Origin of the sequence: Cohnella algarum (assembly GCF_016937515.1) — a bacterium.
Classification (GTDB): domain Bacteria; phylum Bacillota; class Bacilli; order Paenibacillales; family Paenibacillaceae; genus Cohnella; species Cohnella algarum.
In genome coordinates this window covers 4,447,804-4,472,066 of the sequence record NZ_JAFHKM010000002.1, presented here as the reverse complement: position 1 = coordinate 4,472,066, position 24,263 = coordinate 4,447,804, and the positions used below count along the sequence as shown (strand labels likewise).

General features: G+C 58.9%; 21 protein-coding genes and 2 pseudogenes. 5 read left to right on the top strand and 18 right to left on the bottom strand.

Features of this window, described 5'->3' with window-relative positions:
• Nucleotides 1–239: 239 nt before the first annotated feature.
• A complete protein-coding gene (locus JW799_RS30290) occupies nt 240–2,315 on the top strand; it encodes an Ig domain protein group 2 domain protein (RefSeq protein WP_420830641.1) in 2,076 nt (691 codons plus the stop codon).
• Nucleotides 2,316–2,417: 102 nt separating this feature from the next.
• On the opposite strand, the gene JW799_RS20080 is transcribed toward JW799_RS30290, so the two are convergent.
• From JW799_RS20080 to JW799_RS20050, 8 genes are all read right to left on the bottom strand, one after another.
• Complete coding sequence (locus JW799_RS20080) at nt 2,418–2,681, bottom strand: YlbG family protein (protein WP_080840289.1); 264 nt, start codon at nt 2,679–2,681, stop codon at nt 2,418–2,420.
• Between the two features lie 52 nt (nt 2,682–2,733).
• Nucleotides 2,734–3,153 (bottom strand): YlbF/YmcA family competence regulator, encoded by a 420-nt coding sequence (locus JW799_RS20075; RefSeq protein ID WP_240353352.1) that lies wholly within the window; start codon nt 3,151–3,153, stop codon nt 2,734–2,736.
• Nucleotides 3,154–3,438: 285 nt separating this feature from the next.
• Nucleotides 3,439–4,785 carry an ISLre2-like element ISTco1 family transposase gene (locus tag JW799_RS20070; RefSeq protein ID WP_080836672.1) on the bottom strand — a complete coding sequence of 449 codons (1,347 nt, stop codon included), beginning with the start codon at nt 4,783–4,785 and terminating at the stop codon, nt 3,439–3,441.
• A 118-nt stretch (nt 4,786–4,903) separates the two neighbouring features.
• Nucleotides 4,904–5,851 carry a helicase-associated domain-containing protein gene (locus tag JW799_RS28885; protein ID WP_338026362.1) on the bottom strand — a complete coding sequence of 316 codons (948 nt, stop codon included), beginning with the start codon at nt 5,849–5,851 and terminating at the stop codon, nt 4,904–4,906.
• 395 nt (nt 5,852–6,246) lie between these two features.
• Entirely contained in the window at nt 6,247–6,924 is a 678-nt protein-coding gene (locus JW799_RS28880; protein ID WP_240353351.1) for a hypothetical protein, read from the bottom strand.
• Nucleotides 6,921–8,627, bottom strand: coding sequence for a DNA repair helicase XPB (locus tag JW799_RS20060; protein ID WP_080840296.1), 1,707 nt, complete (start codon nt 8,625–8,627; stop codon nt 6,921–6,923). The genes JW799_RS28880 and JW799_RS20060 overlap by 4 nt, the downstream gene beginning before the upstream one ends.
• Before the next feature lie 184 nt (nt 8,628–8,811).
• Nucleotides 8,812–9,252 carry a CBS domain-containing protein gene (locus JW799_RS20055; RefSeq protein WP_080840298.1) on the bottom strand — a complete coding sequence of 147 codons (441 nt, stop codon included), beginning with the start codon at nt 9,250–9,252 and terminating at the stop codon, nt 8,812–8,814.
• Between the two features lie 86 nt (nt 9,253–9,338).
• Nucleotides 9,339–10,487 carry a M20 metallopeptidase family protein gene (locus JW799_RS20050; protein ID WP_080841026.1) on the bottom strand — a complete coding sequence of 383 codons (1,149 nt, stop codon included), beginning with the start codon at nt 10,485–10,487 and terminating at the stop codon, nt 9,339–9,341.
• Nucleotides 10,488–10,717: 230 nt separating this feature from the next.
• Here JW799_RS20050 and JW799_RS20045 point away from each other — a divergent pair, with 230 nt between their 5' ends.
• Together JW799_RS20045 and ftsW are read left to right on the top strand one after the other, a co-directional pair.
• Entirely contained in the window at nt 10,718–11,062 is a 345-nt protein-coding gene (locus JW799_RS20045) for a YugN family protein (protein WP_080840300.1), read from the top strand.
• A gap of 17 nt (nt 11,063–11,079) precedes the next feature.
• Nucleotides 11,080–12,278 (top strand): annotated as a pseudogene (gene ftsW, locus JW799_RS20040) (putative lipid II flippase FtsW).
• A 58-nt stretch (nt 12,279–12,336) separates the two neighbouring features.
• Here the strand turns inward: ftsW and JW799_RS20035 are convergent.
• Nucleotides 12,337–12,717, bottom strand: coding sequence for an Asp23/Gls24 family envelope stress response protein (locus JW799_RS20035; protein ID WP_080840304.1), 381 nt, complete (start codon nt 12,715–12,717; stop codon nt 12,337–12,339).
• Nucleotides 12,718–12,878: 161 nt separating this feature from the next.
• Between JW799_RS20035 and cax the strand changes: the two are divergent.
• A pseudogene (gene cax / locus JW799_RS20030) lies at nt 12,879–13,936 on the top strand (calcium/proton exchanger).
• A 100-nt stretch (nt 13,937–14,036) separates the two neighbouring features.
• Here cax and JW799_RS20025 read toward each other — a convergent pair.
• The 6 genes from JW799_RS20025 to JW799_RS20000 all read right to left on the bottom strand — a co-directional run bounded on the left by JW799_RS20025 (nt 14,037) and on the right by JW799_RS20000 (nt 19,595).
• Nucleotides 14,037–14,330: an Fpa/YlaN family protein gene (locus JW799_RS20025; protein WP_080840305.1), complete on the bottom strand. Its 294-nt coding sequence runs from the start codon at nt 14,328–14,330 to the stop codon at nt 14,037–14,039.
• Nucleotides 14,331–14,455: 125 nt separating this feature from the next.
• Nucleotides 14,456–15,070: a DedA family protein gene (locus JW799_RS20020; RefSeq protein ID WP_205431411.1), complete on the bottom strand. Its 615-nt coding sequence runs from the start codon at nt 15,068–15,070 to the stop codon at nt 14,456–14,458.
• A 114-nt stretch (nt 15,071–15,184) separates the two neighbouring features.
• Entirely contained in the window at nt 15,185–15,424 is a 240-nt protein-coding gene (locus tag JW799_RS20015) for an HPr family phosphocarrier protein (RefSeq protein WP_080840309.1), read from the bottom strand.
• An 84-nt stretch (nt 15,425–15,508) separates the two neighbouring features.
• Nucleotides 15,509–16,624 carry an aminopeptidase gene (locus JW799_RS20010; RefSeq protein ID WP_080840311.1) on the bottom strand — a complete coding sequence of 372 codons (1,116 nt, stop codon included), beginning with the start codon at nt 16,622–16,624 and terminating at the stop codon, nt 15,509–15,511.
• 21 nt (nt 16,625–16,645) lie between these two features.
• Nucleotides 16,646–17,449 carry a hypothetical protein gene (locus tag JW799_RS20005; protein WP_080840312.1) on the bottom strand — a complete coding sequence of 268 codons (804 nt, stop codon included), beginning with the start codon at nt 17,447–17,449 and terminating at the stop codon, nt 16,646–16,648.
• A gap of 163 nt (nt 17,450–17,612) precedes the next feature.
• A complete protein-coding gene (locus JW799_RS20000) occupies nt 17,613–19,595 on the bottom strand; it encodes a diguanylate cyclase (RefSeq protein ID WP_205431409.1) in 1,983 nt (660 codons plus the stop codon).
• Nucleotides 19,596–19,968: 373 nt separating this feature from the next.
• Here JW799_RS20000 and rpsD point away from each other — a divergent pair, with 373 nt between their 5' ends.
• Nucleotides 19,969–20,568 (top strand): 30S ribosomal protein S4, encoded by a 600-nt coding sequence (gene rpsD / locus JW799_RS19995; RefSeq protein ID WP_080840315.1) that lies wholly within the window; start codon nt 19,969–19,971, stop codon nt 20,566–20,568.
• A 67-nt stretch (nt 20,569–20,635) separates the two neighbouring features.
• Here rpsD and JW799_RS19990 read toward each other — a convergent pair whose 3' ends face one another.
• From JW799_RS19990 to tyrS, 3 genes are all read right to left on the bottom strand, one after another.
• On the bottom strand, nt 20,636–22,180 hold the full coding sequence (locus tag JW799_RS19990; RefSeq protein ID WP_080840317.1) for a flotillin family protein: 1,545 nt from the start codon (nt 22,178–22,180) through the stop codon (nt 20,636–20,638).
• A gap of 24 nt (nt 22,181–22,204) precedes the next feature.
• Nucleotides 22,205–22,729, bottom strand: coding sequence for an NfeD family membrane protein (locus tag JW799_RS19985; RefSeq protein WP_080840319.1), 525 nt, complete (start codon nt 22,727–22,729; stop codon nt 22,205–22,207).
• Between the two features lie 237 nt (nt 22,730–22,966).
• Nucleotides 22,967–24,226 carry a tyrosine--tRNA ligase gene (gene tyrS, locus JW799_RS19980; RefSeq protein ID WP_205431406.1) on the bottom strand — a complete coding sequence of 420 codons (1,260 nt, stop codon included), beginning with the start codon at nt 24,224–24,226 and terminating at the stop codon, nt 22,967–22,969.
• Between the last annotated feature and the right edge of the window lie 37 nt (nt 24,227–24,263).

The following is a 24,263-nucleotide window of genomic DNA, read 5'->3' as shown; positions in this document are numbered from 1 at the left end:
AAACTATTAAATTTATGTGAATGAACGGGGCGGCGCCGGTTTCCGCATTCCCACTTTTTACTCAGACTTAAACTTTTATTACATTTTTAACCTATTATTTATGCTATACTGGATTCACTTTCTACATGACGAAAATAAAGGAGCTGAGAGATTCCGAGACGAAACGCGCCGTCGTTTTTCGGTTCGAACACATCCGAGACTGACTACGCCAAATCCAATTTAATGGAAGGTGGTAATTCATGATGTTCTCGCGAAAAAGCTTTCTCTCCGTCGCCCTTGCCCTCCTGCTCGCCCTTTCGTTGATCCCCGTCCCCCTTGCGCTCGCCGAAGGCCCTTCCGATCCGGCTCCCGAAATCTTCCCTTCCGGCACCGCCAACGGCAAATCCGTTCTGTTCGACAACACGCACGCCCAAACCGCCGGGGCGGCCGACTGGGTGATCGACGGCGGCTTTTCCGACTTTGCGGAAGCGCTGGCGGACGAAGGCTATTACGTCAAAGAACTGCGCAAGAGTAACCCCATCGCTCTTTCCGATCTGGAGGATTTCGACGTTTTCATCGTGCCCGAAGCCAATATTCCCTATAAAACGACCGAACAGCAGGCGATGCTGGATTACGTCGAGAACGGCGGCAGCATTTTCTTTATCGCGGACCATTACAATGCCGACCGCAATAAAAACCGCTGGGATTCCTCCGAAGCGTTTAACGGCTACCGACGCGGCGGATGGAGCAATCCCGCGGCCGGCATGAGCGCGGAAGAGACGGCATCGGACGCCATGGACGGAGTCAGCAGCTCGGATTGGCTTTCGGACAACTTCGGAATGCGGATTCGTTACAACGCTCTCGGCAACGTCGACTCCGGCTATATCGTTGCTCCTTCGCAAGCGTTCGGCATTACGGCCGGCATTGAAACGGTCACGATGCATGCCGGCTCGACGATCGCGATTACCGATCCGACGAAAGCGAAAGGCATCGTCTACATGGAAGAGACGACCGAGGCGTGGGGCAATGCCGTCGATCAAGGGGTATACAACGGCGGCGGCATCGACGAAGGTCCGTTCGTCGCCGTCGCGAAAGCGGAGCTCGGAAAAGTCGCGGCCATCGGCGACTCTTCCCCCGTCGAGGACAGCACGCCCAAATATTTGCGCGAAGAAACGGGCGGCGCGAAAACGACGTACGACGGGTTTACCGAGCTGGATAACGGCGAACTGCTGGTCAACCTGGTCAACTGGCTCGCGACCCCGGAGAGCTACACGTCTCTCGATCAAGTGCCCGGCCTGACGCTCGATTCGCCGACCCCGCTGCTTGCGATGGAAACGCCGTCCGTGTCGACGGAACCGGCTCCCGAACCTTGGACTGCTCCGGCCGCCGGCTACAAATGGTGGGACCGTTCGACGTTCAAACCCGGCTCTTACGGTTATGAGGACCCGGGTCCGGGAGGCGGCGGAACGATCGGCGACGGCGAAGATTTCGAAGACGGGGTCAAAACCGCCTATACGGCCGGGAGCGTTACGTTGGACACCGGCGTTTGGCATTTCGACAACGCGCTGCTCGGGGACCTGGCAACCGACAAGAAGAACGGAACCAAGGCGGCCCGGATCCGCTCCGCCGGCTCGATCGCGATGAGCTTCGACGCACCGGGCGCGGCATCGGTCACCGTCAGCCATGCGAACTTCGGCTCCGATTCGGGCGGAAGCTGGACCCTTCAAAAATCGCTCGACGACGGCTCCACCTGGACGACTGTCGGCGGACCCTTTACTAGCGGCAGCGCGCTCGCTTCGCAGACGATCGCCGTCGGCGAAACCGGCGACATCCGTTTCAGGATCGTCGTCGGCGGAACGAGCGGCCAGCGGATCAACATCGACGATTTCACCGTCACTCCGGCGGCAAGCGTCGGCGAGTCTTACGAATCCGGCGTCAAGACGGCTTATGCCGCCGCGAACGTGACGCTCGCCTCGGGCTCCTGGCATTTCGACAACGCGCTGCTCGGGGACCTGGCGACCGACAAGAAGAACGGAACCAAAGCCGCCCGGATTCGATCCGCCGGCTCGATCGCGATGAACTTCGACGTTGCGGGAGCGAATTCGGTCACCGTCTGGCACGCGAACTTCGGCTCCGATTCGGGCGCAAGCTGGACGCTTCAGAAATCGCTCGACGGCGGCTCCACCTGGACGGCCGTCGGCGGCTCCCATACAAGCGGCAGCGCGCTCGCTTCGCAAACGATCGCCGTCGGCGAAACCGGCAACGTCCGCTTCAAGATCGTCGTCGGCGGAACGAGCGGCCAGCGGATCAACATCGACGATTTCGAAATTCATTAAGAAGTTGCAGCATTCCCGTTCTATGCGCCGTGCCGCTTAAAGGCAAAAAAAAAGAGCGCGCCCACGATCCGGGCGCGCTCCTTCTTTTCGGCAACATTCCGTTCAAAGCCCGTAAAACCGGGTTTTGTCGGGGACGTTGCGCTCGTATTCCGTCTTGATTTCGCCGCGATAGGAACGTTCGACCTTTCGAACGTAGGGCAGCCGCTGAATGTTTCGCATCGTTTCTTCCGCCGCTTCCGCATTGACGTAAAGCACGGCGTAATGCATCCTGCGGGACAAATAGTGCAGCGTTCCGTATTTGTCCAGTCCGCGCGCCGCCTTCCAATCGCTGAACCAAACGATGTATCCGGTTCGTTCCGCAATCATGCGCGAGCCTCCCGCAAAGTTAATGACCGTTTCGGGCGTTTTTGCGGCGCCGTCAACCGCACCCGCCGCTGCCGCACGAGCAGCTGCCCCCGCCCCCGCACCCTTTCGGGTTCGGATTGTTGTCCGGCACCTTGATCGTTTCGGACACGGCGCGGGCGATCGCGAGCGAAACTTCGTGAAGCAGCAGATCGACCGCTTCCTCCGCCGCTTTGAACCGGCGTACCGGTTCATGGTCGGCCAGCGTCTTTTCGAGCCCTTTCACCCGGTCCAGCGCCTCGTTGTAATCGGGGTGAAAGCGTCCGAAACGCTCGCAGTCGGCGAATTTCTCCTTCGCCTTGACGAATTCGCGGGAGAGCTCGTTCGCTCTCTCGTCGCGCCGCACCCATTCCTTGCAATAAACGTATTCCGCCGCGAGAGCGGATTGTTTAATCATATCCCCCAGCTCGAAAGCGCGGGTCATCAGCAATGTCATATCGGCGACGCCTCCTTGGGCCGATCTTCCCGCAGGCCTCGCCGCCGGGAGGGTCTCCGCTCCGTTAACCATAGGGTCCACCTCACCTTTGGGCTTGCGATCTATCCTATCATACCACAAAGCCCGGGAAGTTGGTCAATCCTTATGCCGTTACGGTCAGTGTCAAGCTAGCGTGGGCAGTCATTTAAGATGCCTGGAACGCGAACCCCGAAGGAACCTCTTCCTTGTAAGCGCTTTGCTTCGTTCTTTCATCAAACACAAGTGATTTGTCAGAATTTTTTGCCGTTATCCGCGAAGTGCTTTGAGTGCCATACCCGTTGTGCTGCTTTGCTTCGGTCCTTGCAGCATGCGAATCATTCCAGCGATACAACCCTTGACCGGTTGCGTCACGTTCTTGAGCAATTGCCGCATGTTTATCGACTGCTGCGGCGTTGCCTGCTTACTCGCTTGTCCTTCAACCGTTCTTACCACCGTGCCCGCTTCTTGAATCCTCATCATCGTCCTCAGCATCGCCCTGACGCCTCGCTCACTCCAACTGTACCCGCCACGCTTCGTCCGCTTGGCGAATATACGCATCTGCGATTCCGCGCTTCCCATCGGGCGCATACCGCTTGTGTCGATCCCCTTCGCCTGGAGTGTTTTTCGGTAGTCGTCCAAATGCTTCTCATGCCGCTTTAGAAATCTTTTATACGGCTTCCAATCCTTCCGGTTCTCTTCCGCTATCTCTTGCTCCGACACGCCTTCCAGGACCGCCATAAGCGCGGCTGCATCCTGTTTGGCCAAAGACCGTCTCACGGTCTCCCACACCTGCGGCAAATGACCAACAAAGCGTTTCAAATCACGCGCCACATGAAAGCGGTCCAGCATGTACAGACATTGGTGAAAGTAGGATGTACATTCCCCGATCCACGCCGCGCCGTCTCCGTTCACCACAAGCCACGTGTTCTCGTCGATTTCGTAACGCTCCACCAGAAAGTCCCCGAACCCTTCCCAGAAGTCGCCGCCGCTCGTATGCAGGTAATGCTGTTTGTTCTTCAGCTGTACCCGCTTGCCGTTCTTCTCCCAGCCTTCGTGTACGACTGCAATTGCGTTCTCCATCCCGCGCTTTTTGCTCCGCTGCAGCTTCGTGTACAGCCCATCCACTTCCACGAACAGCACGCGGGCAGCGCGCCGTTTCACCGCTGGCATCGGCTGTTGCGCACGCTCCATCAGTTTTTCCCTGATCGCTTGGTGGCTCAGCACATTGTAGCCCAAAAGCTGCTCCAGCCTCTTTGCGCTGTCCCGGTACGACGGTCCTTGGCTTGCGAATGCGATTGCTGTCTCTTCCAAATGCGGACTGACTTTCCCGCGCCCTTCGAATTGCAACAGCTGATCCAGCAGATACACGTGTTTGCCGCTTCTACGGTCACAGTACAATCTCCGCTTAAAGCGCACATTCCCGAACACTGTGTTGACGCTTGTTTCACGCTCGTCCTTTACTCGATAACGCTCTCGGTCCCGTTGCTCCAGGATCTGCTGATCCAGCGCCTCCAGTACCTGCTTCATCGCACGAGCGAATTCCTCCTGCATTTTCCGGAAAATCCATTGCTCAATCTCTTTCATCGTCGGCATTGTTGTGGTAAAGTGGCTCACAGGAGCTTCCTCCTTCTTGGTGTGTTGTGCGCAAACATCACTTTACCAAGGGAGAAGCTCTTTTTCTATATCCGCTTTTTCCAATTCCTACACCCACAGAGATTTTACACTATCGCCGTTACGGCTTTCCGGGCAGGACGATCATCATCTCCCCGAATTCGTCCGCCGTCAGCGTCAATTTCCCTTCGGTTCCCGGCGAATCGCTTGCCCCGAACGGGCCGTCCGGCCGAACCGTTCCCGACACGCGCCAGCCTCCCTCGTCTCCGTCGAGCGTTTCCGGCACGAAAATCCGCCCCGCCTGCCCGCTGCCGATGCGCAGCGCCGTTCGCCAGGCGATCGCCCGCTCGATCAGCTTCCGGCGAGTCGAGGGATGGTAGGCGGCGGGCTTGCTCAACCACGAAGCGGGAATCCCGTCCACCCCGGGAAACAGTTCCGTTTCGTCCGGAAGCAGCGGATCCTGCTCGTAATAGCCCAACTCATGGCGGCGCAGCGCCCATCCGCCGCCGCTTCCTCCGCCGATCGCCGCTTCGGCCGGTTTGGCGGCCGTCCCCGCTGCCGGGGCTTTCGCGCGCAAGTCTCCCGCCGTCTCTTTCTTCCCCGCCGGCAGCGCCGGAGAATCGGCAGCCCTGTCGGTCGAGTATCCGAATTCAGCAATCCATCGGCCGACATCGTCTGCGCGCTCGGGCAGAATCCGGTAAACTCGGGGTCCGATTTTTTCCGCCAGCATCGACTGCGCCCGGGGATCCCGTTCGATCAGCGACGTCAGCTTCTCGTCGCCGATGCGAAGCAAAACGGCGCTTTCGACCGAAGCTTTGCCGATCGTCCGAAACCAGTCCCGGACGACGAGACGCACGTTGCCCGGCAGTTCGCCTTCGCAAATCCGCTCAAGCGCCGCGAGCAGCGACTCCGGATCGTAGCCTCGCCTGCCGGCCGCTACGCAGGCTTCTTTCGTCAACGCATACGTCGACACGACATCGACAGCCTTTCGGTCGGCGATTTCCTCCAGGAGCCATCTTGGGCCGACGGGCACCCCGGGCGGCACCATAATTTCCAAGTCCGGCAGCACGAAAGCTTTTTCCGCCGAAGCTCGCTTTATCGGTTCCCCGTCTTCCTCGGCGAATCCGGGGTCGATCTTCCAGCGCAAAACGCTTTCGGATCTCCACTCGCCCCTCTCGATCCAGCCGAACGCTTCGAGCAGTCGGATCCACGCCGCGAAATCGGCCGACGCTTCTTCGGGAAGTCCGGCGCGCGCCTCCCGTTCGACATGCCACCGAAACGGGACAAGCTGCGAAATCGCGACGGCCGCGCCGAACAGAAGCGGCTGCTGCGAAGCGAACCGGTCGATGATTTGCCCCAGCAGCAGCCGGTCGAATTGCTCCGGGAGCAGGTCGGCCCACTCGCTCGGGCACTGAGGATCCGGAGCGGCCGCGATCGCGGACGGCTCCCTGACGAGGACGCCCGTCAGCAGGCCCAGGTCGAGAGCCAGCGACAGAGGCGGGGGCAGCCCTCCGCATTCGGCAGCGCGAACGCGATGGCGCCGAGCTCGGAAGCGGCAAAGCGCAAACTTCCGGCAATTCGCGCGGCGGCCGTTTTGTGGGGAAGTCCTTTCGAGGTAAGAGGCAGTCCGGTTTTCCGGATGTCGGACCAAACGGCGAGCAGTTGAATCGACAGCGGCGGCCGGTAATCGGCCTCCGGCTTCCGGACGTTTCGCTCCTCGCCCGTTTCCAGCGGCGCGCTTCGGACCGGCAGCAGCAGACGCCTCCACATGGCGGCCGTATCCGTCGGAACGTACATAAGCGTTTCCCCCCACAGCTTGCGTACCGCAAACACGATCCCCGATTTTCGCAGGCGAATGAGCGCTACCCGGATTTCCGCTCCGGTCCAGCGGGTGGCGTGCCGCATCTCCCGCTCCAGCTTTTCCGCCTCGAAAGGCATCGCCCCGTATCGCCCGACAATCCACTCGAGCGTCTCCCTGACGGATGAGCCCGCGGCATCAAGCCACTCCTTCGCCCAGCTCCGATCCGCGAGCGTCCGCTCCAGAGTGCCGCCGGATGCCAGCCTCGACGCCAGCAGCGGCTCGGACCGAAGCGAAAAGAGCGCCTCGTCCGGCAGTCTGGACAGCGTCTCCGCCAAATTCATGTTCCCGCTCCTTCCATCGGTGTTTCCGAGCGATCGCCGCAAAACTCGATTTCGTACCGGTAGCCCTGCTCGAGCAAAAACCGTTGCCGCTTGCGCGCGTATTCCACTTCCTCCGTCCCTTCGCTGACAAGCGTATAAAACAGCGCTTCCCTTTTGGAACTTTTCGGCCGCAAAATCCGGCCCAGCCGCTGCGCCTCCTCCTGCCTGGAGCCGTAGCTGCCGGACAGCTGGATCGCGACGGCAGCGTCCGGCAAATCGATGGCGAAGTTGGCGACTTTGGATACGACGAGCGCCCTGAGCCCGCCGGCGTTAAAGCGGTCGAACAGCTCTCGCCGCTCCTTTTGCGGAGTGCTTCCCGTGATGACCGGCAGCGACAAAGATTCGGCGATATCGCGAAGCTGATTCAAGTACTGGCCGATGATGAGCGTAGGCTCGTCGGGATGGCGGCTGAGCAGGCGCCGCACGAATTCGGCTTTCGCCGGGTTTTCCGAAGCGATCCGGAAGCGCTCGCGCCTTGCGGCCGACGCGTACATCAAAGCCGCGCTCCCGTTCAGCGGCACTCTCACTTCCCGGCACGAAGCTTTCGCGATCCAGCCTTCCGATGCGGTGCGAAACCACGGAAGTTCGTACTTTTTCGGGCCGATCAGGGCGAACACGTCGCCGGCTCTGCCGTCTTCCCGAACGAGCGTGGCGGTCAGTCCGAGCCTCCGAGTCGCCTGCAGCTCGGCCGTCAACCGGAACACGGGAGCGGGGAGCAGATGAACCTCGTCGTAGATGATGAGCCCCCAATTTCGCTCCCCGAACAGCTTCCAGTGCGGATAATCCCCTTCCTTCCGCTTGCGGTACGTCAGCACCTGATAGGTGGCGACCGTGACCGGACGGACGTTTTTCGTCTCGCCCGTATACGCGCCGATATCGGATTCCGTCAGCGTCGTATGTTGCAGCAGCTCCCGCACCCATTGCGAAACGGAAACGGCATTCGGCGTCAAAATGAGCGTCTCGCAGCGCAGCCGGGCCATCGCCGCCATGCCGACCCACGTTTTGCCGGCGCCGCACGGCAAAACGACGACGCCGCTGCCGCCGGCGCCTATGCTGGCATCCGCGAACGCCTCCGCCGCTTCCCGCTGATAATCGCGGAGCCGGATAGCGCGGCCGTCGTCCGCCGCTTCGCGGAACGCGACCGCAAGCGTTTCGCCGGCGCGGTAACCGGCATCGTCCACGACCGGATAGCCTTTGGCCGCAAGCTCCCGCTTCAGCCATCCTCTCGCTTCCGGCTTGACGCGGACGGCATCGTCGCCATCCGCGCCGAGCCAGGCCGTCTCCAGTCCCTTTAGCGCTTTGACGGCTTTCATCAGCTCCGCATCCGAGGCGCGCAGCAGGAGCTTTTCCCGATCCTGCACGAGCCGAAGTTTGCCATACGATTGCATAATCGCGCGAAGCTTGTCTTTCCAGACGGCCGGCACCCCGTACCGGCACAATTCGTCAAGCCGCGCGAGTACGGTTGCGGCCGTCCAGCCCGCCGCGGCCGCGTTCCAAAGCGTTACCGGCGTCATGCGGTACGTATGGAAGCGCCCGGGACGTTTGATCAGCTCCGCCCACTCGCTCAGCGACCGGACGGCTTCGTCGTAATTCGGATGCTGCTCGTCCAGCAGCACAGTTCCGTCCGATTGCATAAGCAGCGGCTTCGAATCGGCAAACGGCATGTTCCATATCCTCCTTGCGAAATCCCGCTGCGAAACGCGGAAGGTCGAAAAGCGTTTATTTTGCATTTTGTCCATTTCCGCGACGAATAAGTCTTCCGGGACGGGAATGCCGAAAAGGAAACGCCGTCCCCCAAGGCCAAAGGCTCTTGAGAGACGGCGTTTGCCGGCCTGCGAAACATACTCCTTAATGCATAAAGGAAGATTCCCGGTGCTCGTGCTCGGAAATCCCGCTGAGCGCTTCCCCGGCTTCCTGAACGAAAATTTCCCGAATGGCCAGGTCCCCGATCGAAACGACGCCTTGCAGCTCTCCGCCGCTTACGACGGGCAGGCGGCGAATTTGCCGGGAAGACATAAGCGAAACCGCCTCGTCCACGGACGTGTCGGGAGAGATCGTTTCGACGCCTTCGGTCAGCACCGTCATGACGGATTCGGACCCGGGGTGCTTCTCGGCATACCCGCGAATGACCAGGTCCCGGTCCGTAATGACGCCGATCAGCTTGCGGCCTTCGACGACCGGCAAAAACCCGATATCGTGGTCCTTCATTTTGACGGCGCACTCGTAAATGTTGTCTTGAGGAGCAACGGTCACGCAATCGGTCGACATGACATCGGATACTTTTCTCATGAAAAAACGGATTCCTCCTTTCGGTTCCGTGCCTTAGCATCACCGAAGGGATCGATCCTCATTCGTTCCATCATATAGCACCGGCATTATGCGCCGGCCGCAGGCTCGTCGTCCGCCGCCGCATCGTCGGCTACGGCGATCAGCAGCCCCGCCGCGATCAGCATCGCCCGCTCGTCGATATCGAAGCGGGGATGGTGATGCGGCGGCGAGCTCCCGTCCTCCCGTCCGGCGCCAATGAAGATGAAGCAGCCCGGCCTCTCCTGCAAATAATAGGAAAAATCTTCCCCGGCCATAATCGGCTCGCACGGGCGGGCGCGGTCCGAACCGAGCCGGTTTGCCGCGATATTCAGCACCCGCGCCGCTTCCCTCTCGTCGTTGACGACCGGCGGGTAGCCCTCGAAAAACTGCACCCTCGCCTCGACTCCGTGCAAGGCGGCGGTATGGCGAACGACCTCCTCCAGCCGCTGCTTCATGAGCGCCCGGACTTCCGGCGCGAAGGTGCGAATCGTCCCGCCGAGCTTGCACTTGTCGGCGATAATATTGTTCCCCGTTCCGGACTGAAGGCGGCCAACCGTCAAGACGGCCGAATCGACCGGATTGACGTTGCGCGCCACGACCGTCTGGAGCGCGGTTACCAGATGAGCCCCCGCCAACAGGGCGTCCCTGCTTTGATGCGGCAAGCCACCGTGTCCGCCCCGGCCGACGAGCTCCACCTCGAATTCGTCGGGGGAAGCCATGAAGGCGCCCGGGCGGGTCGTCGCGATGCCGTACGGAAACGACGACCACAGATGCACGCCGTAAATCGCCGATACGCCGGACAGCGCTCCTTCGGCGATCATGCGAAGCGCTCCCCCCGGCAGCACCTCCTCCGCCGGTTGAAACAACAGCACGCGGTCGCCCCGCGTTTCGTTCTTATGCAGCGAATAATAACGGGCGACCCCGAGCAGTTCCGCCGTATGTCCGTCATGCCCGCAAGCATGCATGACGTCCGGAACGGCGGAGGCGTATTCGCACGACTTCTCGTCCTGAATCGGCAGGGCGTCGATATCGGCGCGCAGCGCGATCGTCCTCCCCGGCAGTCCGCCACGCAAACGGCCGAGCACCCCCGTTCCGGCGATTCCCCTGACCACCTCGTAGCCCCAGGCTTCCAATTTATCCGCAATAAAGCGGGACGTCTCGTTTTCCTGAAACGACAGCTCCGGATTCCGATGCAAATGCCGCCGCCATTCGACCATGCTTTCGTACAACGACAGCAGCGTTTCTTCGTTTAGGCTCACAGCGCCGCTCCCCAATCCTCGTTTTGTCTTTCATTGTATCAGAAAAGGGTTCCTCCTTGTAAACCGGCGTCCCGGTTCCCGCCTTTTTTGCGCGATTTCCCCCGAAGGCAGGCTTGCGCAAGAAAGACAAACCGTCTATGATGAAGGGGTAACATTGGCACGAATGGCATGTTTAAGGAGGAACCTTCATGATTCTCGAAAATACGGGCTTGAACGGCATCAAAAGCGATCTCGCGCACCTCGACGACTCCGGCGAGAAACTCGGCTTCGTCCGGTGGCAATGGGAGTACCGCCGGGCCACTTACGATCTCAAGCTTCACGACGCCGCAAGCGGCTCCGATTATTTCCTGCGCATTAACACGCGCGCCGTCGAAGGCAAACTGGAAAATCCCGAAGCGATCCTGCAAATTGAATCCGTCTACATAGGCCGCGCTACGTTCCCGCACGGGATGGAATACGAGTCCCCGATTCCGCCCGCGATTTTGGATACGGCCAACCAAAGGGTCCAGCAGCTGAAGCAGCTCCTTCTTTGACGGCCGGGTGGTAGCAAATGAAAAACCCGGGGAGCGGACAGCGGGGAACGCCTGACTTTTTGCTGTTGATCATGACGCTTTTGCTCGTTGGATTCGGGCTTGTCATGGTGTTCAGCGCCAGCTCCAGCATGACGGTCGTGTCGAAGGATTTCGGATACGACGCCTTGTACTTCACGAAAAAGCAGGTCATGTGGGCCGGGCTCGGTACGGTGGCCATGCTTGTCCTGATGAATATTCCATACGAACGGTACAAAAAGCTGTTTTTGCCGTTCTTGGTGTTCACGATCGTTCTGCTGTTCATCGTGCCGTTCGTCGGCGACGTGAACGGCGCCAGCAGCTGGCTGAAAATCGCCGGCTTCGGCATCCAGCCGACCGAATTCGCCAAGCTTGCGGTCATTCTTTACCTGGCGGCCATCATCACCAAGAAGCAGGAGAAATTCCGCGAGTTCAAGCGGGGCTTGCTTCCGGTCATGATCGTCATCGGCTTTATCGCCGGTCTCATCATGCTTCAGCCGGATTTGGGCTCGTGCGTCATCTTGCTGCTGTGCGCGTCGGCGATCATCGTCGCGGGCGGGGCCAACTTGAAGCACTTGCTGCTGTCGGCGGGCATCATCGCCGGGATCGGAGCGCTCGGCCTCAGCGTTTATTTGCTGGCCAATCCGGATTTCGACGGCGGTTACCGGCTTGCGCGCTTTACCGCCTTTCTCGATCCGTTCTCCGATCCCCAGGGCTACGGGCTGCAATTGCTGCGCTCGCTGGAAGCGTTCGGTCACGGCGGGTTTACGGGAACCGGGCTGGGCAACAGCGTTCAGAAGCTGTTCTATTTGCCGTATGCGTATAACGACTTTATTTTTGCCGTCATCGGAGAAGAGCTCGGCTTCGTGGGGACGACGCTGTTCCTTTTGTTTTACGTTCTGTTCCTGTGGCGCGGCCTGATCGTCTCGATCCGCTGCCCGGACCGTTTCGGGACGCTGGTCGGCATCGGACTGATTTCCCTGATCGCCATCCAGGCGCTGATCAACATGGGGGCGTGAGCGGCGCGATCCCGATTACGGGCGTAACCCTGCCGTTCATCAGCTACGGAGGCTCGTCGATGCTCAGCTTGATGATGGGCATGGGCGTGCTGCTCAGCATTTCCAGAGAATACAACCGGGTCGGCAAAACCTCGCAATCGAACGCCAGAACTTCTCAACGCAGAACGGCGAACGCTTCCTGAACCGAATCGAAAAACGGCGCCTTGCGTCGGCTGTTTTCACAGCCCGCAGGCGCCGTTTTCATTTGACTCGATTCGCGTCTTCCGTTTCCGGTTCGTCTTTGAAGGCAACGCCTTCGACCTTCACGTTCACTTCGACGACCCGAAGGCCCGTCATATTCTCTACCGCTTCGCGCACGTTGTTCTGCAGCCGGACGCCGACTTCCTGAATCGGAATTCCGAATTGAACGACGATCCGCAAATCGATCGCCGCCTCCACCTGGCCGACTTCCACGGAAACGCCCTTCTGCGCGTTTCGGCCGCTCAAGCGTTTGGCAAGTCCTTCCGAAATACCTCCCGACATAGCGGCGACTCCCGGAGTTTCCAATGCCGCCATTCCGGCAATCGTTGCGACGACATCGTTTGAAATTCGAATTAATCCATCCTGCAAATGTTCGGTCATCGGCGGCTCACTCTCCCGTTATTTCGTAATTCCATTGTATCGGAATTTCCCCCGCGCAAGCAACTGGACTTAAGATCGGGTTCCGATTTATTTTATCCTAAAATCTGGTTATATTAGACCTTAGCGCTTGACTTCACGAAACCCGATCCGAGGTGGTCCGTCTGAAAAAGCTTTTTTTCCCGCTGCTCTTTGCGACATTTGCGCTCAGCGCCGTCGCTCATTATGCCGATTGGAATGCGATCGCCCAGTTTGTCGTCGCGGCGGTCGCGATCGTCTTCGCGGCAGGCTTTCTAGGGAAGTCGACCGAATCCGTGGCGCATTACGCCGGCCAAAGGCTCGGGGGTTTCTGAACGCGACGTTCGGCAACGCAGCCGAACTGATTATCGCGATTTTTCTCGTCAAGGAAGGCTTGTTCGAAATGGTCAAAGCGAGCCTGACCGGTTCGATCATCGGCAACCTTCTGCTTGTGCTGGGAGCAAGCGCGCTTGCCGGGGGGTTGAAATACAAGGAACAAAAATTCAACCTTCACCTCGCCGGCCAAAACGGGACCTTGATGCTGCTGGGCGTCATTGCCTTGTTTATTCCCGCCGTATTCGTCAAAAGCGAGCATCTTGCGAATCAGAACTCGCTTGCGCTCAGCGTCATCATCGCCGGCGTGCTTATCGTGGCATATGCCGGTTGGCTCGTCTACTCGATGATAACGCACAAGCAGCTTCTCGAAGACCATGAAGAGACGTCGCCCGACCATGGGGAGACGGCCGCCTGGTCCAAAGGCCGGTCGATCGTCTACCTTGTCCTTGCCACCGTCATGGTCGCCTTCATCAGCGAGTGGCTCGTCGGGACGCTTGAAGTGTTCACGCGCGCATTCGGGCTGTCGGAGCTGTTCGTCGGCGCCTTTATCGTCGCCATCGTCGGGAATGCCGCGGAACATAGCGCGGCCGTCATGCTCGCCCTGAAAAACAAAATGGGGGCGGCCATCGAAATCGCCGTCGGCAGCAGCCTGCAAATCGCCCTGTTCGTCGCCCCGGTGCTCGTGTTCGTCAGTTTGCTGTTCACGCCGCATATGGACATTCTATTTACGACGGTAGAGCTCGCCGCGATCGCGGTCGCGGTTTTCATCGCGACCTCCGTGTCTCGCGACGGCGCCACGACCTGGTACGAAGGCACGCTGCTGCTTCTCGTCTACATCATTTTGGGAGTCGCCTTCTACTTCGTCTGAAGGGCCCAAGCCTCCCAAAAGCAATAAAGGGCATTCCGAAGCGCCGCGTCGTCCGCGCTTCGGAATGCCCTTTACGTATGCCGTCCGTTCAGATCCTGAATCAAGCTTCTTCCTTCTGTGCCATCGCTTCGTATAAAATCGCCAGGTTGCGTTCCAACTGACTGACGAGAAGCCGCCCTGCGCCGTCTTCCACAAGTCCTGCCCTTACTGCAAAATCGACCGCCCGGGAAAAGCCGTACATTTGCGTGTCCAGCACTTCCTCATATAACGGGCATTTGCGGGTCGCCAAATTTTCCATTTGAATGGCGATCAGTTTTTCGATTTTGCTGGCGTCGTCCTGCAGCAGGCGAAGAGCCTTCTGATTCAGATCCACCATAACATCCGATGAAGCCATTCCCACTCCCCCTGTGCCCTAACTTGCCAATTTAGCTATCCCTTTCATATTAGACGAAATTGGCCGCCAGCACAAGGACAGGACATCGGGAAAGTCGATCTTTTCCTCGATGGAAGCCCCTTTTTTTACGTTCCGCTCGCTCCCCGCTTTCCCAAATGCCGCTTGTGAAGCCAGGCAATCGCCGCGATCAGCGCGATTACGGCAAGCGCGGCGGCCAGCTCCCGTTGCGCCCATTCCGCCGCGTCGCGCCAATTTTCTCCGAGCATGACGCCGAATAGCAGAAACGCGCTCGTCCACGTGAGCGACCCCAATGCGGCGTGCAGCGCGAAAGCGCCGAAAGGCTTGCGGCTGGCGCCGTACAACAGCGCGGTCAAATGCCGCATGCCCGGAACGAAAAAACCGATCAGCAGCACGGAATGGCCATACCTTTCGAATTGCCTGTCGAACCGCGCTTGACGTTCTTCGGTCAATCCGACGCGCGAACCGAATTTCCGAACGAATCCGGCGAACGCTTTCCTTCCGACCCAATAGCTGAGCGACATGCCGGCGACGCTTCCGCCGATGGCGGCCAGCATCGTGAAGCCAAGCGACATGCGTCCTTGGGCGATCATATAGCCGGAGGCCGTCAGCAGCAGCTCGTCCGGCATGGGTAAGCCCGCGATGCCTAGCGCCATCGCCAGCAAAAGCCCCCAGTACCCGAATTCAAACATCAGCCCCAAAAGCAGGTCGGTAACGGGCAACGCCATCATCCTCTCGTTGGTCAAAAGCCCCCGTTCGCGAATGAACGGGGGCAGGCTGCCGGATGAAAAAAGCGGAACGGAAAATCCATGCCGGCGAGCTTCGGAGAAGCTGCCTTAGTCGACGATCGTCACATTCAGGTTGTGCTTTTCGAACACTTTGCCAAGCTCGGCTTTCGCTTCGTCGGCGTCCGGACCGTGAACGTGAAGCTCATAGGAATGGCCGCCGACCAGCGTCGTAAACAGGCCGAGAATGCTCTTAACGTCGATATACTTATTTTCAGCTTGTAGCACAATCGAAGAGCGGAATTTGTTGGCGGTTTGAGACAATTCCACGATTGCTGCATTGTTGGACATGGAAATCCCTCCAAAAGTTAGGGTGGTCAATTTCTTCCCTCATCATACCTTGTTCCCGCCTGCGGATGCAATAGGGAAAACGCTTTATTTCAAAGAATCCGGGTTTAACCCTTCGAGCTCGGGCACGACGAACAAGCCGTCCTTTCGAATGAGCCTGTCGTCGAAATAGATTTCCCCGCCGCCGTATTCGGGCCTTTGAATGAGCACCAGATCCCAGTGAATGGAGGAGCGGTTGCCGTTATCGCACTCCTCGTACGCCTGGCCGGGGGTAAAATGCAGGCTGCCGGCGATTTTTTCGTCGAACAGCGTGTCTTTCATCGGATGAAGGATGTACGGATTGAATCCGAGGCTGAATTCGCCGATGTGCCGCGCCCCTTCGTCGCTGTCGAGAATCGCGTTGATGCGGTCCGTATCGTTGGCCGTCGCTTTGACGATTTTTCCGTTTTCAAACGTAAAGGCGATATTTTCGAACGTAAACCCGTTATAGACGCTCGGCGTATTGTAGGCGATCGTTCCGTTCACGGAGTTGCGCGCCGGACACGAAAACACTTCTCCGTCCGGAATATTCCGCTTGCCGGAGCATTTTTTGGCGCCGATGCCCTTGATCGAAAACTCGAGCTCCGTTCCCGGGCCGACGATCCGGACTTTGTCCGTTCGGGCCATCAACTCGTGCAACGGTTCCATCGCGCGGTCCATTTTCTCGTAATCCAAATTGCAGACGTCGAAATAGAAATCCTCGAACGCTTCCGTGCTCATGTTCGCGGACTGCGCCATGGAGGGGCTCGGATAGCGCAAAATGACCCAATTCGTTTTTTTGACGCGCTGTTCCATATGCACGGGATGCCGGTGAACCCGGTCGAACAGCTTCATTTTGTCGGACGGCACGTCCGCGAGTTCGCTCGCGTTGTCGCCGGAACGGATGCCGATGTACCCCTGCATGCGCTTCATTCGCTCCAAATCGTAGGCCGCCCACACTTCCATCTGTTCTGGCGTGGCGACGTTCAGCAGCGTCCGCGTGACCGAACGGTCCTCGATTTCGACGAACGGGCGCCCGCCCCGCTTGGCCACCTCTTCGATCAGGCATTTGAGAAGCTCCCGTTCGGAGCCGATCATCTCGATCAGCACGTTGTCGCCGGGCTGCACGTTGATGGAATAGCCGGCCAGATTGGCCGCAAGCTTCGCAAGACGAGGATCTCGCATTTCGGTGTTCCTCCCCGGTATTCAAAAGGTTGGTTGCTTATCCATTGTATCACCGCCCGGGTCCAAGCGGAAATTGGTGACGGACGTCCTTTTTTCCGTGTAGGTTTTCCCGTTCAGCGCATAGGTGAGCACGGTCGTCTCCGTCATTCGCTTCGGGAACCAGGTTTTGCTGTCCGCCGTCCACAGGCACTCCGTTTCCACCTTCAACGTGGACAGCGCGGCCTCGAGCTCTTTCTCCGCTTCGGCAAGGATTCGTTTCGCTTGCTTCCTCCCGCCGTTGCCGGCTCCCGCCGCCGGGAGCGTTCCGGGCTCCGCCGGCCCGCTTTCGATTTCGTCCCGGACCGAGGCCATCCGTTCCCGGATCGAATCCTTCAACCGGGCGGTCGCGGCTTCGGGCCGAACCTGGATGGCCAGCGCGACAGCCCCTTTCTCCGAATCCGGCGCGAAGGCAACCGATTTCGCTTGCGACTGCATGATTTTCAGCAGCGACAACGGGTGGCCGCCCTTCTCTTGCGCGGGCACGTTTTCCCGGTCCCATTCCAGCGCCGCCGTCTTGTGGCCCGCCACCTCGCCGCGAAACTCCAATTGCTTCTCTACGTTTCCTCCGGGCGCATAGAGAGCGACATTGCCGTCGAAGGCGAAATAATCGTATCCGGCAAGCGCCGATGCCGATCGGGCAAACGCCTCCTCGGCGGTCAAACGGTTCCAGTCGGCCAGGCATCCGGACAGGCTTAGCCCGATGAGCGCAAGCGCGCAAAGCCCCTTGCAGCGAAATCCGGAGCGCCTGAATTTGCTTCTGCCGCGTGTCCGGTCCGTCGTCTCCATATTCATCCCCCCGCTCGTTTCCCCCTATCGTGTCCCGATATGTGCCGCTTATTCCGCTAAAACGCAACCCGGCCGCAAACGCAAACAATCGGCCGGACAGGAACGATCCGTTCCCGGTCCGGCCGATTGTCCGTTCGCGAGGCTCTCCCCCGCTTCGATCCGTTTATCCGACGGCCACGTTGTTGCGTCCGCTGTGCTTGGCGTCGTAGAGAGCCATGTCCGCCCGGTAAAACAGCGATTCTACGCTGACCCGCTCGTCGGCCGTCGTCCATTGCGAAACCCCGCACGACACCGTAACTTTCGGATCGGTCTCCTCTTCCACCCGCCTGCGGATCCGCTCCGCGATTCGTTTCGTTTGCTCCAGCCCGAGCTGGGGCAAATAAATCGCCAGCTCCTCCCCGCCCCAGCGGGCGGCGATATCCGAATCCCGGATGGCCGATTGGACGATGCTGCTGACCTGCATCAAAATTACGTCCCCCACCTGGTGGCCGAACGTGTCGTTGATTTTTTTGAAATGGTCGATATCGACCAAAATAAGCGAGCCCGACCCGTCCCGAAGCTGTCTGCGCTGAATCCGCTCGTTCAAATAATGCCGGGCGAACAAGCCGGTCAGATTGTCGGTGATGACCATCCGCCGCATTTCCGCGTGCATCGTGGCGTTCGAAACGGCCAGACCCAGATGGGCGGCCAGCACCTGAAGCAGCTTGTAATTGTCGTACGAAAAATGGTTGGGAAGCCGGTGGGTGACGAGCACGGCCCCGATCACTTCCCCGTTAATGATGAGCGGAGAAGCAAGCAGCGATCTGGAAATCGTCTCATCCATAATTCGCGAGTGAACGGGCGTAGCGTTATGATAATCCGATAAAATGATCGGTTCCTTGGTCGACAGCATGACGCCGCAAAATCCGTAATCGGCCGCGAACACTTCGGTCGTCATTTCCGGCACGTTCGAGGCGATCACGGTGAACTGGGCCTTGAACGAATCGAGCTGCAAAATAAAACAATAATCCGCCTTGAACATATCGAGCAGCGCGTCGGTGGCGAACGTCATCGTATCTTTCAGTTTCAGGCTGCTGTTCAGACGCTGCGTCAGCTCGTTGATCAGCCGCAGCTCTCCGACAAGCGTATTGGCCTGCTCGTGAAGCTTGGCCTTTTCGAATGCGGTTCCGGCGACGCCGGTCAGCATCGTCACGAATCGCAGATCGGCTTCGTCGAAAGGCTTGCCGCGCATTTCCAGCAGCATCACGCCGTAAACGCCTTGCTTGCCCGCAAGCGGAAAGGCGATCCGGCGGTTCGTCCCCTGAAATTCCTCGCGGATTTCGCCGTCCATGAACGCTTTCCAGCACAAGTCCATTTCCTGCTGATGGAAGGCAAGCGGCTTCACTTTCTCGTTCATGCTGCTGTAATCCTGAGACAAAAACAAATCCGCGCAACAGAACGGATAAACCTGATCCAAAATGCCCAGCATTTCCGAAAGAACGTCTTCCACGTAAATATGGTCGTTCAGCTTCCGCATCGCTTCGAACAACAGCGTGCTTCGGCGTTCTTCCCGCCTGACCAGCTCGGTCGAATGCAGATGGTCGCCCAGAAGCATCAGTTCGAACCGCCGGTACAGGCAGCTGCGCAAATGAAGGGCTGCGGCTTGCAGCAGCTTCAGTTCGCCGGCTTGCGCTTGTCCGGCCGGCATCAAGCCGACCAACACGCCGCAAAGTAGTCCTGAAGACCTAGTGAACATCGGGGCGGCCATCATATCGAAAAAGCGAAACGCCTCAAATTCATGTTCGTCTCCGCGCGTAAGCGCCGGGCGGCAGGTTTGCAGCGCCGAGCCGGCGGCCGTCATTCCGATCCGTTCCGTCTTCCAGTTCGCGGGTAACCGGTTGTCGCCGTCCGGCTCTCCTTTGCAAGCCGCCTTCGTGCCGTCGGGGTGAAGCAAAACGATCGAACACCCCGCCAGCCACGGAAATTGTTCCGCCTGCTCGTTCCAATCCGCGAAGCTTTCGGTAAGCAAAGCCTGTATATAAGGCAAGTCCGCTTCCGACAAATCCTGGCGTTGCACCCACGTCGGCAATTCGCTCGGAGTAAGGGATGGTAAAACGTTTGCCTGAATATACCGGGTAATCCCGCGGTTTCCGTCATGATTTGCCATCCCGCCATCCTCCTTACCGTCCGCTCGTGCCCTCTTCTTCTCTTTTTATACACTAACTATACAATGAATACAGGAATTTTGCACTATATCGAACCGAAATTAAGGGGACTTGCGGCATGAATTCGCAGGCGTGAAATATATGTTTTGGATAGCGCTTACAATCCCTGCGCGCACTTGACATAGGCTCGTTTATTCTTATAATATTAGTAGTTGAATATTGGGCTGAAGGTTTGTGTCACCCTCACGGACAATCCGCCGACGGGCAGCGGCTGAACTTCCTGTCGGAATCGAAACCAGTTTTCGATTTGGAGAAATCCGGCGCAACGGCACCCATTTTTCAAAAAACTTTTTTTGGAAAAAGGAGCTTGCATCCATGTCACGTTATACAGGACCGAAGTTTAAACTGAGCCGCCGTCTCGGCATCTCCCTGAGCGGATCCGGCAAAGAACTGAAACGCGCATTCCCTCCGGGGCAGCACGGCGCCAACCAACGCCGCAAACTGAGCGGCTACGGCGTGCAGCTGCAAGAAAAGCAAAAGCTTCGCCACATGTACGGCCTGAACGAGAAGCAATTCCGCAACCTGTTCGACCGCGCATCGAAAATGAAAGGCAAAGCCGGCGAAAACTTCATGTTCCTGCTGGAAAGCCGTCTCGACAACCTCGTGTACCGCCTCGGCTGGGCGAACACCCGCTACGGGTCCCGCCAGCTCGTATCGCACGGTCACGTAACGGTCAACGGCCGCAAAGTGGACATCGCTTCCTACACCGTTCAAGTGGGCGACGTAATCGGTCTTCGCGAACGCAGCCGCGGCTTGAAAACGATCAAAGAAGCGCTCGAAGGACGTCACCACCTGCCGGGCTACCTGGACTTCAACGCGAACGCGATGGAAGGCAAGTACGTTCGTCTTCCTTCCCGCGAAGAGCTGTCCCAGGACATCGAAGAGCAACAAATCGTCGAATTCTACAGCCGCTAAGCCGGCGACGCCAGAGAAACGCCCTTGCCGATCTTGCTCGGCAAGGGCGTTTCTTTTAGGCAGCCGATTATTCCGCGGCCGGCCGCGAATCGGGTTTCGGCTCGAGCTTCGCTTCCGCGGCCGGCCTAACCGTCGCGACCGGTAAGGGAGGAGGCGCGACTTTCCGCGTCAAGCCCTTTACCAGCCCTTCGACGTCGATGCCGGAAACGCTTTTCAGCATTTCGGGCGCCGTCGCCATCAGCGAAGTGACGTAATTGCTCACCCGGGCGGCCCCTTCGCCGTGACCCGTGTCGACGACGGTCAGCTTGTCGATCGACGCGATCGGCTCGGCCACTTTGCCCGCCAGCTCCGGCAGCATTTTCGCGATGATGTCGAGAACCGCCGCTTCCCCGAAGTTCTCGAACGCCTGCGCCAGCTTTTCTTTCGCTTCCGCTTCCGCCAGACCGCGCAGCCGGATGACTTCGGCTTCGGCCGTGCCTTTGGCCCGCTCCGCTTCCGCTTCCGCGATCCCGTTCAGCCGCTTCAGCTCGGCATTCGCTTTCGCCTCCGCTTCGATGCGGTACTTCACGGCATCCGCCTCGCGGATCCGCTTCGCCTTGTCCGCTTCCGCCGCCTGCTCGACCGCGTACTTGTCGGCGTCGGCCTTCTTCTTCACTTCCGCGTCGTACTGCTTCTCGCGGCGGAGAATTTCCTTGGCTTCGAGATCGATTTCCCGCTCCTTGCGGACCAGTTCGACCTTCATCTGCTCCTCGACGACGCTCTGCTTGGAACGAGCCTCCTGAATGGCATACGCCTGATCGGCTTCCGCCTTGGCCAAATCCTGATCCTTCTTGAAGGAAGCGACCTTCAGCTCCTTCTCCTTCGTCGCTTCGGCGATGTTCGTATCCCGAAGCAGCTCGGCCTTCTGTCCCTCTTCCTCCGCGAGCGCTTTCTGAATCCGGGCATCCCGGATCGCCTGGGCTTCGGCGATGTCGGCATCCCGCTTGACGGCCGCGATTCTCGGTTTGCCGAGCGCTTCGAGATACCCGTGCTTGTCGCGCACGTCCTTGATCGTGAAGGAGACGATTTGCAGGCCCATCTTCTTTAAGTCGCGGGCCGCGACGCTTTGCACTTCCTGGGCGAATTTATCGCGGTTGCGGTACACTTCCTCCACCGTCATCATGCCGAGAATCGCCCGCAGGTGCCCTTCCAGCACCTCCTGGGCTTCCCCCTTGAGCGCGTCGGTCGGCTTCCCCATGAATTGCTCCGCCGCCGTGGCCACGTCTTCCACGGAGCCTCCGATCTTGATGATCGCCACCGCGTCGGTCATGACGGGCACGCCTTGCTCCGTATAGACTTCGGGCGTCGAGACGTCCAGTTTGTGCGACAGCAGGGACAAAAATTGCGATTGCTGAAAAATCGGCAAAATAAACGCGCCGCCGCCGCGGACGATTTTGATGCGGCGGCCGGAATCGTCGACCGTCACGTTTTTGCTGCCGAGAAACGATCCCGTGACGATCATCGCTTCGTCCGGCGACACCGTCTTATACCTTGCCCAGAACGCGATGCCGATTACCGCGAGAACGGCAACGACGATGACGGGTATGTACAAATAGTCCGGAAAATTTTCCATTCGATTACCCCTTTCTCCTGGTTGCTAATCCAGCTTCGCTACGTACAGCGTGCCTTCCTTCACTTCGACGACGACAACCGGCGTTCCCGCCTCCACCTCCACGCCTTCGAAGCTTGCCGCGACATGGTTCGAATTGCCCGCCCCCACCCGAACGAGCACTTCGCCGCAGCCGGCGGCCGGAATCGGAGTGAGCACCTCCGCGCGCTTTCCGGCCAAATCCTGAATGGAATACCCCGTCGAATTTTCGCTGTTTTTCATCGGCCGGACGTAAACGAAATACATCCCGATGGCGATGAGCGCCGCTATGCCAACGGACGCGGCATACACTCCTGCCGCCGGAAGGGACGAATAACGCGACAGAAGCAGCCCCGTGCCTCCGAAAACGGTAATGCCCCCGGTCACGACGACCGGCTGGAAAAGCTCGTGCGCGTCGATCGACAGCCATTCGAACATCCCGTCTAGGGCACTGTCGAGGATGTCGCCGAAAAAAAGCGTGAAGGCGGCAAGCAAAGCCCCGAACGCAAGGCAGCATCCGAACACGATATCCATCGGTTTACCTCCTTTCCGACAAACTTGGGACTCCCTTCCTTACTCTCATAATACGTCGCAAAATATGTGAAAGTTTCATGAAACTTTCGTTAGACAGCTGTTCGAAGGCGTCAACAAAGCCTGACCCGGGTCCGACCGAAACGGAAAAAGAAGCGAAAAAGGACGAGCGCGGAAAGTATGGACTTCCCTTCGCTCGTCCTTTCGTTTTTTCGGCCCATGCGGCCGATGCGGTCTTTCTTAGCGAATCGCCAGCCGGCCGAATTTCCGCTTGCCGACCTGGACGATGTCGCCGTCCTGCGGCGCGATTTCCGCATTCGGATCGGTCAGCTTCTCTTCGTTCCAGCGCACCGCTCCCTGCTGAATGCTGCGTCTGGCTTCGCTTACCGAAGCCTGCAGCCCCAGAAGCGTCAGCAGCTTCGCGAGTCGGATCGAACCGTCCGCCAGCTCGCTTGCCGGCAGCTCCAGCGTTTCGATGTCGTCGGGAAGCGCGCGCTGCTGGAATACGGTCACGAAATGCGACTCGGCCGCGGCCGCCGCTTCTTCCCCGTGATACATGCGGACGAACGTCCGGGCGAGGCGCATCTTCGCGTCGCGGGGATGAACGCTTCCGTCTTCCAGTCCCGACCGCAGAGCGCCAACTTCCTCGTTCGTCAGGTCTGTCGCGAGTTCGTAGTACTTCAGCATCAATTCGTCCGGCACGCTCATCGCCTTGCCGTAAATCTGGTTCGGCTCCTCGTCGATTCCGATGTAGTTGCCGAGGCTTTTGCTCATTTTGTTGACGCCGTCGAGCCCTTCGAGCAGCGGCAGCATGATGGCGGCCTGCGTCGGCTTGCCGTACTCTTTCTGGAGCGTCCTGCCCATCAGCAGATTGAACTTCTGATCGGTTCCGCCCAGCTCCACGTCGCTCTCCAGCGCCACGGAATCGTAGCCTTGCATCAAGGGATAGAAAAATTCGTGCACGCTGATCGGCTGTCCGGACTGGAAGCGCTTCGTGAAATCGTCGCGCTCCATCAGGCGCGCCACGGTGAGCTTGGCCGCCAATTGGATGATATCCGCGAATTGAAGCGGCGACAGCCAGGAGGAATTGTAGTAGACCTTCGTTTTGCCGGGGTCCAATATTTTGAAAATTTGCTTCTGATACGTTTCTGCGTTGCGCTTGACGTCCTCTTCGCTAAGCTGCTTGCGCGTTTCGGACTTGCCGGTAGGATCCCCGATCCGCCCCGTGAAATCGCCGATCAGCAGTTGGACTTCATGGCCGAGCTCCTGGAATTGCCGCAGCTTGTGCAGCACGACGGTATGGCCGATATGGATGTCCGGCGCGGATGGATCGAGCCCGAGCTTGATTTTCAGCGATCGTCCGGTACGGACGGCCTCGGCGATTTTGGCCGCCAGTTCCTCTTCCGGAACGATTTCGACGGCTCCGCGCCTGATGATCGCCAGCTGCCGGTCGACCTCCCGCTGCTGTTCTTGAGTCAAAGTTCCTATATTTTCAGACATGGCGGCTCATATTCCTCCGAATAAGTTCACAATTTCT

Bases quoted from the DNA above. Each gene is read 5' to 3' on its own strand.
- JW799_RS30290 (WP_420830641.1), top strand. From the start codon at position 240: ATGATGTTCTCGCGAAAAAGCTTTCTCTCCGTCGCCCTTGCCCTCCTG.
- JW799_RS20080 (WP_080840289.1), bottom strand. From the start codon at position 2,681: ATGATTGCGGAACGAACCGGATACATCGTTTGGTTCAGCGATTGGAAG.
- JW799_RS20075 (WP_240353352.1), bottom strand. From the start codon at position 3,153: ATGACATTGCTGATGACCCGCGCTTTCGAGCTGGGGGATATGATTAAA.
- JW799_RS28880 (WP_240353351.1), bottom strand. From the start codon at position 6,924: ATGAATTTGGCGGAGACGCTGTCCAGACTGCCGGACGAGGCGCTCTTT.
- JW799_RS20060 (WP_080840296.1), bottom strand. From the start codon at position 8,627: ATGCCGTTTGCCGATTCGAAGCCGCTGCTTATGCAATCGGACGGAACT.
- JW799_RS20055 (WP_080840298.1), bottom strand. From the start codon at position 9,252: ATGAGAAAAGTATCCGATGTCATGTCGACCGATTGCGTGACCGTTGCT.
- JW799_RS20050 (WP_080841026.1), bottom strand. From the start codon at position 10,487: ATGGTCGAATGGCGGCGGCATTTGCATCGGAATCCGGAGCTGTCGTTT.
- JW799_RS20045 (WP_080840300.1), top strand. From the start codon at position 10,718: ATGATTCTCGAAAATACGGGCTTGAACGGCATCAAAAGCGATCTCGCG.
- JW799_RS20035 (WP_080840304.1), bottom strand. From the start codon at position 12,717: ATGACCGAACATTTGCAGGATGGATTAATTCGAATTTCAAACGATGTC.
- JW799_RS20025 (WP_080840305.1), bottom strand. From the start codon at position 14,330: ATGGCTTCATCGGATGTTATGGTGGATCTGAATCAGAAGGCTCTTCGC.
- JW799_RS20015 (WP_080840309.1), bottom strand. From the start codon at position 15,424: ATGTCCAACAATGCAGCAATCGTGGAATTGTCTCAAACCGCCAACAAA.
- JW799_RS20010 (WP_080840311.1), bottom strand. From the start codon at position 16,624: ATGCGAGATCCTCGTCTTGCGAAGCTTGCGGCCAATCTGGCCGGCTAT.
- JW799_RS20005 (WP_080840312.1), bottom strand. From the start codon at position 17,449: ATGGAGACGACGGACCGGACACGCGGCAGAAGCAAATTCAGGCGCTCC.
- JW799_RS20000 (WP_205431409.1), bottom strand. From the start codon at position 19,595: ATGGCAAATCATGACGGAAACCGCGGGATTACCCGGTATATTCAGGCA.
- rpsD (WP_080840315.1), top strand. From the start codon at position 19,969: ATGTCACGTTATACAGGACCGAAGTTTAAACTGAGCCGCCGTCTCGGC.
- JW799_RS19990 (WP_080840317.1), bottom strand. From the start codon at position 22,180: ATGGAAAATTTTCCGGACTATTTGTACATACCCGTCATCGTCGTTGCC.
- JW799_RS19985 (WP_080840319.1), bottom strand. From the start codon at position 22,729: ATGGATATCGTGTTCGGATGCTGCCTTGCGTTCGGGGCTTTGCTTGCC.
- tyrS (WP_205431406.1), bottom strand. From the start codon at position 24,226: ATGTCTGAAAATATAGGAACTTTGACTCAAGAACAGCAGCGGGAGGTC.